Source organism: Neorhizobium descurainiae, assembly GCF_051400715.1.
GTDB lineage: Bacteria > Pseudomonadota > Alphaproteobacteria > Rhizobiales > Rhizobiaceae > Neorhizobium.
In genome coordinates, this window is sequence record NZ_JBLFFK010000049.1 from 1 (window position 1) to 9,542 (window position 9,542).

Consider the following 9,542-nt stretch of genomic DNA (forward strand, 5'->3'; position numbering starts at 1 on the left):
GAAAATTAACATATTATGATAATTTGGAAGACGCCATCGCCGTCCACGAGCGCAACATGACGAGGCAGTAGACGTGAGCGCAGGCTCGGAGCGGGAGAGCTGGCGAGACTGCCGTTTTGTCCCATCTTGCGGCCAGACAATCAATTGCCGGCCCAGGGACCTGGAACCGCGCAAGGTCTCCTCGATATACCTGTCCGCTAAAGCCATGGGGTCGATCAGGGCCCGTCAGCAAACGCAAAAGGTGCGCCGCATGGAGGCCGACCTGCGCGTTCATGCCGCGGGCGGGGGAAAGCTGTTGCAATACCCTCGGAGGGAATGCGCCCCGCGTTTCCACTGCATGCACCACAAAGCCGACGCGGATCAACGCGCTCATCACCCGAACTGAGCACACGGCCTACTCAGAAGCTGTTGCGTCGAAGGATATCCCAACGGCGTTCACGATATCCCCGACACCGCTATGATCGGTGGCGTCTCAAGTTGATCCGCGATCACCGCCCAATGATCGGCAAACCGACCATAGGCTGTCTTGATATCGCATCCGAGCGGAAGTTCGGGGCATTCGTTCTCACCGTTGGTTCCCCAATTGACCCACCCGGATTGACGGCGCTGTACGATCTGGAAGGCCCCAGACGCGGCCGAGGTCCACCAGACCATCGCCCGTCCCGACGGTTCATGATATTCGACCGTCTTCGTCGCCGGACCGGGAAAGATCGTCGCGTGCGGCACAGCCGAGACATCGACCGCTTCTTCCGTCAGTATCCAGGGCCGATCATTGAGATCCGCCTTGACATGTGAGGCCGCCCTCACGCGCGCCAGGCGCTCACGGATTTCATGCTCCGGCAGTACGTTTTCCCAGGCACAGAACAGCCGCCAATAGAGATCCCAATGCGCCGACTCGATATCGGAAAGCTGAGAACGGAACTCCTCGAGCTTTCCGCCCGTGCTCGTGGAATTGGCGACGGTCTCGGCAACCATCGCCACCAGCTCGCCGGCATAGGGGTCGCCGGCCCGATACCGGGTGCCGCCATAGGCCGCGAACCGGTCGAACACGAGCTCGCCGGGACCGCCTTCGAATTCGTCGCCAACCGTTATCCTGTTGGTGACGGAGCGGCCGTTGATGACGGTCGAGAAATCGTCGACCAGATAGCGCCGCTGAAAAAACGGGCTTCCATAGATAAAATGCCAATCGATCGAGAATGCCTTGCCTTTCAGTTCGTCCAGCAGGCCGTCGGGGATCGTTCCACGCATCCGATAGTGATGGAGGATGGGCCCTTGCTCGATGGTCTCGATCCGCACGGTGGTATGCTCGGGTGGATTGATCAGCCCGTTTTCCGGCGTGAAGAAGGGCCCATAGAAGCCCCCGATCGCGTTATTTCCAGACGGCAGCAGCTCGAACCCGTCCGCCTTCGATCGAAAATGACGAATTCCCCATTTCGACGAACCAAGCCCCTTCGCGGTTCCCGAGCATAGCTCCAGATCGAAGGCACCGGTATCCAGCCTGACGAAGCAATCCTCTTCACGGCCTTCGAGGACGACGATGCCCTTCACGTCACGCGCCTGCGGCGCGGAGACCGGTTCCTTCAGCGTCAGCCGGGTGGAGCCGCTGAAGCTCACGCTCGCTACGAAACTCGTCCGGCCGCCGCCGGAAGCCGATGCCAGCCTCTGGCACACGACCGGCTCCCCGTTTTCGTTTATCGCCCACCAGAGGCCTTCCTGCAGATCGGCATCGACCTGGAAGACGACCGGTTCGTGGATTCTGGGCGCAGCCAGCGGGTCTTTGATATCAATGATGAAAGACATGAATCGAACTCCTTGGGCAGCATCGGCCGTTGCCGGATCTGCCTCTTTTGTGGGGAGGCCTGGGCCTGGTCCCTACCGTTTGAAAATGCGCGAGAAGATGAACTGGCGCCGCTTGAGGCTATCGATTGCGACCGCGAGGATGATGACAATCCCCTTGATCAGAAGCTGCGTGAAGAAGGGCACGTTCATCAAAATGAGACCCGTGCTCAAGACCCCAAGGATGACGGAACCGATCAGCGTGCCGACGATACGGCCCCGGCCGCCGGCCAGACTGGTGCCGCCTAACACGACGGCCGCGATCGCGTCGAGCTCGTAACCGGTGCCGGCCGTCGGCTGCGCCGAGATCACGCGCGCGGCGAAGATCACGCCCGCAAGGCCGGCGCAGGCGCCCGCGATAACATAGACAGACGTGATGACGCGCTTGACCCTGACGCCGGCGAGTTGTGCTGCTTCCGCATTGCCGCCGACGGCGTAGACATGGCGGCCGTAGCGGGTCCGCTCCAGGACGAACCAGATCACGGCATACACGATCAGCATGACGATGACCGGAACCGGGACGCCCGCAAGATAGCCGTTGCCAAGCGCCTTGAAGTTAAGATCGCTGGCAACGATCGGCTGGCCTGCCGTCATAGTATAGGCAAGTCCTCTCAGGAACGTCATGGTTCCAAGCGTCACGATGAAAGAAGCAAGGGCCAGATAGGCCGTCAGGGCGCCGTTGACGAGGCCGCACAGGGCGCCCGCCGCCATCCCGGCCATGATCGCAGCCGGCGCAGGAACGCCCGCCATTGCGGCCAGAACGGAAACCACGCCCGAGACGGCGACGATGGACCCGACGGAAAGATCGATACCCGCCGTCAGGATGACCAGGGTGAGCCCCGCGGCGAGGATCGCGTTGACGGAAATGGCGCGCGCGATGTTCAGAAAATTATCCACGCGCGCAAAGTTCGGCGCGATGATCGCCATCAGGGCGACGAGCGCCAGGAGAACGACGAGGATACCGACCCGGTCCCACCATTTCGCGAAGTCGAACGGTTCCTTCTCGAGCGTATCCGGCCGCAAAGCGGTCTCAGAGGTTTTTTCGGGGTTCATTGCCTCGCTCCCTCATTTCTGGTCTTGATGACGCGCCGGTGGCATGCAGCATCACTTCCTCTTCCGACGCCTCAGCCGAGGGGAGTTCATGAACGATGCGCCCCTCCCGCATCACAATAATGCGGTCGCTGATCCCGATGGCTTCCGGCAGGTCGGAAGAAATGACGAGGATCGCCTTGCCGGCCCGGGCCAGCTCATCGATCAGCTCGTAGATTTCGCGTTTCGCACCGATATCGACGCCGCGCGTGGGCTCGTCGAGAATGAGGACTTCGGAATCACGCAAGAGCCAGCGCGCCAGCGCCGCCTTCTGTTGATTGCCACCCGAGAGCGCCTTCACCGGCAGCTCGAGCGCATTGAGACGCAGTCTCAGCCGCTTCATCTGTTCGAGTGCCGCTCTTCTCGCTTCGCCGCGGCGGACAACACCTGCATTCGTAAAGTGATCGAGCGAGCTGATGGCGATGTTGCTTTCGACAGAGTGGTCGAGGAAGAGCCCCTGCTCCTTGCGGTTTTCCGGCACCATGCCGATACCGTCGGCGATGGCCTCGAAGGGATCGGAGGGGCGGCTCTCCCGCCCGGCGACACGGACAGTGCCGGCGCTTCGCCGGTCGGCCCCGAAAATGAGCCGGCCGACCTCGGTGCGTCCCGATCCGATCAGGCCGGCCATCGAAACGACCTCACCAGCTCGCACGCTGAAGTCAACTGGTCCGATCGCTCCGCCGGCCAGGCCCGCGACGTCGAGAACGATCTCGCCCGGCGTGCGAGTGGAGTGATCGTAGAGATCGGCGACCGGCCGCCCCACCATCATGCGTACCACGTCCTGCGGCGCGAGCTTGTCCATCTCACCGGTTCCAACGAAGGTGCCGTCACGAAAGACGGTGACGCGGTCGGCAAGCTGCCAGACCTCCTCCATGCGATGCGATATGTAGATGAGACCGACGCCGGCCGACCGCATCTGCCGGATGATTTCGTAGAGCTGCTGCGCCTCGCCGCGAGACAATGCGGCGGTCGGTTCATCGAGCACGAGAACACGCGCGTCCTCGCTGACGGCGCGGGCGATCTCGACCATCTGCTGCATTCCGACGCTCAACGATGCGAGAGGACACCGAGGATCGATATGGGCGCCGATCCGTGCCAGTTTGCTGCGCGCGTCCGCAAGGGCGCGACGCCTGTCGAGCATACCGAACCGCGTCCGCGGCTCGTTGCCGAGCGACAGGTTTTCCGCAACCGTCATGGCCGGAACGGTATTCAATTCCTGGTGGATGATCGCGATGCCGAGGGACTTTGCGTCCCGGGGCGACCGAATCTCCACCTCCTGACCGTCCAGCACGATCCTCCCGCCGTCGCGCTGGATATTGCCGGCGAGGATCTTCATCAGCGTCGATTTGCCCGCTCCGTTCTCGCCCATCAGCGCGTGCACCTCTCCGGCGCGAAGCTCGAACTGAACGTTGTTGAGGGCCTGCGTCGCGCCGAAGCGCTTGCTGACACCCTCGAGCCTCAGCAAAGGCTGCTTGGAGTTCGTCGTCATCTTTGACGCCTCTTGACATGCGAGAGGGATGACTGTCCCTCCCGCACCTTTGATGCTGTCGATGTTTCTGATTTACCAGCCGGGATACTGGTTCACGTTGTCCCGGGTGACGAGCACGCTCGGGATGAGGATGGTCTTCTCCGCTGGCGGCTTTCCGTTCAACATATCCTGGGCGATCTTGACGGCCTGCTCGACCATGGCGCCGGGGTTCTGGGTGGCCGTGCCGATGAACGGCGAACCCTCGCGCTTGAGCTCGGCCACGCCTTCCGGGCTGCCGTCGACACCCGTCACGACAATCTCGCTCGCCTTGCCGGCCTGTTCGACCGCGAGCACGGCGCCGAGCGCCGACGGGTCGTTCATCCCAAAAATCCCCTTGACGTCGGGGTTGGCGGTCAGCATGTCGGTCGTCACCATGAGGCCGGACGCCCGGTCATTCTTGGAAGCCTGCTGGCCGACGATCTTGATGCCGGGATATTTCTTGGCGATGTTCTTGCAGCCGTTGATCCTGTCGATAATGGTCTGGATCGGCGTGCCATCGACCAGGAGCACATTGCCCTCGCCTCCGAGCTTGGTGAAGAGATAGTCGCAAGACTTCTCTCCAGCCTGAACGGCATCCGTCATCACCACGGCATCGGCGCCTTTTGCCGGCGTATCAACCGCAATCACGACAATGCCGGCTTCCTTCGCGCGAGCGATGGCAGGCTCGATACCCACCTCATCGACGGCCGAAATGACGATCAGATTGACACCCTGCTGAATGAAGGCGTCGATCTGCGTATTCTGATTGGCAAGATCAAGCTGGGCGTCCTGGGTGTTGACCTTCGCGCCGATCGCCTCGGCCGCGCGCTTTGCGCCGCGATCCATCGCCGAAAAGAACGGATTGGACATGTCCTGGACCATCAGCCCGATGCTTTCGATCTTCTTCGGCGACTGGGCGCCCGCCGGGAGGCACAGTCCCAAAACCATGGACGCCGCGATCGCGACGGAATTCAGATGACGCGGATATTTGAGAGATACCATTGCATTCTCCTCCTTATGCCGAGTACCGCCGTGAGGTGACGCCACCGTTCTTCTGATTGATCCGCGACCTCACCGCGGTCTTCTCGACAGCCCATCCGCAACGCCTTCCCTATCGAGAGGTCTCCTTGGCGACGAATGGGTGGGGTCCGCCACCGCAGCCACAGGAGCGGCGTACGATGAGAGCAGCGGGGACCTGCTGGCGATATTCCGGCAGATACTGCGGATTGGCCGACTCGCCGCCCGCTTCCGCTTCGGCCTGACGTCTGATGATCGCCGCAAGCGTGCGCGCCGCGACGCGGCCGATCTCTTCGCTGCGCTCGTTCAGCACGGTGACCGGCGGATCGATGAGCGGCGCCCAGGCGAACTCGTCGAAACCGATCAGAGCCATGTCGGCGGGAATGCGGATCGCTCTTTCCCGGATGAGGGTCATGGCGCCGAGAAGCAAAGGCGTGTTACCGGTGATCAGCACGTCCGGCAGACGCCCCTGCGTCGCCAGGTAGTTCGCGAAAGCTGCCGCGGCAGACGCCGGGTCGTTCTCGCTTTCGATGACGTCGACATGGGCGCCATGGATGCGCCCCGCATCGCGGATCCCGCGTTCGCGATCGAAGCGGCTCGTCCATTTCGACGGATAGACGAGGAAGAGCCATCGCTTATGCCCGTGACCGGCAAGATGCTCTCCAACCATCAGGCTGGCGTTGTAGTTGTCGGTGGTGACGCTCGGCAGCGACGGCTTGTCTTCCGGCGGCGAGGAGTCGACGAAGACCAGCGGCACGCCCCAGCGCTCAAGCAGCTGGGTGTTGTCGGAACTCAACCGAAGTGTCGAGATTACTCCTGCGGTGCGCGACTCGATCAACCTGCGGATCATCCGGTCTTCAAGCGCCGGATCATACGCCCCGTTGACCGCCACATCGCCCACGACGACGGTCCAGTCGGACGGCTGAAGCATCTGCTGGATACCCGCCATCAGATCCAGGTAATAGGAGTTGGAGGTGCTCGCCGTGACCACCGCGATGGAATCCCGGCTTGCCTTGCGCAATTCCTGAGCGGCACGGTTCGGAATATAGCCAAGCTCCCTTGCGGCCCTCAGAACCTGCTCGCGGCTGAGCTCGGAAACGCCCTCGCCCCCGTTCAGGGCTTTTGACACCGTGAATATCGATAGGCCGGTGGCGCGGCTCACGTCACGCAAGGTCGATTTACGCACCCGATTTCCTCCTAAGCGTTTAGGCAGGCTTCTTCCATCACCTAAACGTTTATTATTTTGCCTAAACGTTTAGGACAAGTCAAGTTCGATTAGGAGTCGCGAAGACGCTTCTGCTGCCACGAGCCGTCCTCATCGCCGGCTTCCGCCTTACCGGCATTGCCGCACACTTTCCGGTTCACAGGTGATCAACCGCGTCGAGACATAATCGAGAGGTGCTGGCTGCTGAGTTCAGCCCCCCTACATCGTGGATATGGTACCTCTCCCGCATAAAGAGCCCAGAGGCGGAAAAATGAAAGAGTCCGCAGGTGCGAGGCTGCTTTCCTGGCATACCGCTGGACTTCCTCTGTAACGGCCCGATTGCTACCGCGGAGAATATGCCTTGACGCGCGCGACGATCTCTTCGTCGAGGACGAAGCAATCGAAGAACTCCTGCCATTTTTCGGCAGACCTACGCGTCGCTGAGCATCTGCCTGATTTCGTCAATGCCATCGTCTGTCAAAGCTGGCGTACTCTCGTCGTCTCCGGTCACGACGCTGATGATATTGCCATAGGTCAGGTTGTCATCATTGCTGATGATCTCCCGGAGGAGGTCGACATCCTCATCGAGGATTTCTGCCACATAGTCGATGGTGAAGACGAAGCGGACCGTTGCCATCAGGCGGCCTCGGCGCAGATGACTGCCGCCGTCGGCACCCAGTTCCATATGTGGACGGCTCCCACTTGCAAGTGTTTTTTGCAGATATTTTTGATCGGATCGCTTGCTTCCATATGTGCGGCCTTTGTGTGTGGTCGCACATGACCACTGGCCAAGATGGTTTCCGTAACGCGTGTTCCTAACAGGGAATCGGCCTTGAATGGCCAATGGAACTGACGGAGTGTCACGCGTCTTGGATCGATCGATCGCACCATCTGCTTTTCTCTTGCAAGTTCACAGCATCAGCTCAACACGGTTGCATTCATATCATGCTCGCCGTGATGGCCAATCTCCTATACTGCCAGTGTTTGTCCTTCCGGTCGCCGGTATGTGTCGCCGCTCACCATGAGCTTCCAGGCAATACGAGCGATCTTGTTGGCGAGCGCCACCGCAACCAGCTTCGGCTTCTTCCTTTGCAAAAGCTCGATCAGCCATCGGGAAGTATGTCTGCTTCGACCTGCTCTGACATGCTGAAGAAGAGCAGTGCGCCAACCACCAATATGCTCCTGAGCATTTCGTCGCCGGCTCGGGTGATCACACCAAGCCTGACCTTGCCTGCGGTCGAATGGTCCTTAGGCGTAAGCCCTATCCAGGCGGCAAAATCGCGACCCGACTTAAACATTCGGGGATCTGGGGTCTTCATCATCAAAAGCGATGCACCGACCGGTCCGACACCTGGAATGTCGGCCAGACGCTTGCTGCACTCATCGGAACGATGCAAGGCCATCAGTTTCTCCTCGATCGTTTTCGTTTCGGCAAGCAGGTCGCGATATTCCTCACCGTGCATGGCGAAGAGCTCGTGCGCCAATTCCGGCAGAGATTGATCAGCCGCAATGCGCTCCAGCAACGGTTCGATCCGGCACATGCCTTTGGCTGCGACGATGCCGAACTCCATGGCAAAACCGCGGATGGCATTAGCAAGCTGCGTTCGATTGCGGATGAGCCTCTCGCGCACACCGACTAGCATCAGGGCTGCCTGCTGGTCAGCGGTCTTCACCGGCACGAAGCGCGTGGTGGGTCGGCTCATCGCCTCACACAAAGCTTCCGCATCCGCTGCGTCGTTCTTGCCGCGTTTGACATAAGGCTTTGCCAGCTGAGGTGCGATCAATTTCACTTCGTGGCCCAATGAAGCTAACAACCTTGCCCAATGATGAGAGCCACCGCAGGCTTCGAGTGCGATGGTGGTCGGTGGCGCCTTCTCGAAGAATTTCACCATCTCTCTACGCGAAAGCTTCTTGCGCAGGATTGGTTGCTCGGCTGCGGTTACGCCATGCAATTGGAAAACACTTTTTGACGTGTCCATCCCAATTCGGATAATCTGTTCCACGGACGGTCTCCCTCGATTGAGCTTTCAACGAACTCATTCTGGCACATTGCGATGCCGTTGGGAGCCGTCCACCCCAACAGGGAAGCAGTTCGGCGAGGCGATTGATCTTGTGACCCTGAATGCGGTCGAGCACGTTAGCCAGATAGGCCTGTGGATCAAGGCCATTCATCTTGGCCGTCTCAATGATCGTCATGGCCCGCGCCAGAGTCTCTGCTCCAGTGTCCGCCCCTGCGAAGAGCCAGTTGCGTCTTCCAACTCCTATCGGACGCAACGCCCGCTCGGCAGCATTGTTATCGATTGCGACACGGCCGTCTTCCAGGAACAGGCAGAATGAGGACCACCTGCTCAAGCCGTACCGGAAAGCGCCCGCCAGATCGCTCTTGCCGGGGATACGGGTCAGTTGAGCTTCGGCCCAGACACGGAATGCTTCGACCTTCGCCTTGCTGTGCTTCTGGCGCACGGCAAGGCGAACATCGGCAGCCTGGCCTGCAATGTCGCGCTCGATGTCGTAAAGCGCGCCGATGCGGTCGAGAGCCTCGCGCGCGATCTCGGATTTGTTCGAGGTCCAGATATCATGGAAGTCGCCCCGCCAATGCGCCCAGCATGAAGCCTCCCGGAAGCGGCGTTTCCCGTCCGTTGCGGGCTCATATAACTTCGCATAGCCTTTGTAGCCGTCGGCCTGAAGGATGCCACTCGCCTTCTTGAGGTGGCGATGAACGTGCTCTTCCTTCCAGTCGGGAGCAAAGTAGTAGACCGCACCGGGCGGAGCTATACCCGCCTGTCATTGCCGGAGCAATACTCCCCAGAAGTGGGCTCTTCCGCAATTTCGGTGCAGCTCATGTTCCGATGATCCGGGAGCGAAGGAGATCAATGCCGGCACGTCCGT

General features: G+C 60.5%; 5 protein-coding genes and 3 pseudogenes. All 8 read right to left on the minus strand.

Annotation, left to right across the window (positions count from 1 at the left end; genetic code table 11):
* Nucleotides 1-435 precede the first annotated feature (435 nt).
* Nucleotides 436-1,800: a hypothetical protein gene (locus ACMGE0_RS33085; RefSeq protein WP_436820100.1), complete on the minus strand. Its 1,365-nt coding sequence runs from the start codon at nt 1,798-1,800 to the stop codon at nt 436-438.
* A gap of 72 nt (nt 1,801-1,872) precedes the next feature.
* Complete coding sequence (locus ACMGE0_RS33090) at nt 1,873-2,889, minus strand: ABC transporter permease subunit (RefSeq protein ID WP_436820101.1); 1,017 nt, start codon at nt 2,887-2,889, stop codon at nt 1,873-1,875.
* Nucleotides 2,867-4,414 (minus strand): sugar ABC transporter ATP-binding protein, encoded by a 1,548-nt coding sequence (locus ACMGE0_RS33095; protein ID WP_436820102.1) that lies wholly within the window; start codon nt 4,412-4,414, stop codon nt 2,867-2,869. Before ACMGE0_RS33095 ends, ACMGE0_RS33090 begins: the two co-directional genes overlap by 23 nt.
* 72 nt (nt 4,415-4,486) lie before the next feature.
* Complete coding sequence (locus ACMGE0_RS33100) at nt 4,487-5,434, minus strand: ABC transporter substrate-binding protein (RefSeq protein WP_436820103.1); 948 nt, start codon at nt 5,432-5,434, stop codon at nt 4,487-4,489.
* Between the two features lie 109 nt (nt 5,435-5,543).
* Nucleotides 5,544-6,635, minus strand: a complete 1,092-nt coding sequence (locus ACMGE0_RS33105) for a LacI family DNA-binding transcriptional regulator (RefSeq protein WP_436820104.1) — start codon at nt 6,633-6,635, stop codon at nt 5,544-5,546.
* A 360-nt stretch (nt 6,636-6,995) separates the two neighbouring features.
* Nucleotides 6,996-7,290, minus strand: a pseudogene (locus ACMGE0_RS33110) (hypothetical protein).
* Between the two features lie 332 nt (nt 7,291-7,622).
* A pseudogene (locus tag ACMGE0_RS33115) lies at nt 7,623-8,656 on the minus strand (IS110 family RNA-guided transposase).
* A gap of 52 nt (nt 8,657-8,708) precedes the next feature.
* Nucleotides 8,709-9,434, minus strand: a pseudogene (gene tnpC / locus ACMGE0_RS33120) (IS66 family transposase); the annotation flags it as partial.
* Nucleotides 9,435-9,542 lie beyond the last annotated feature (108 nt).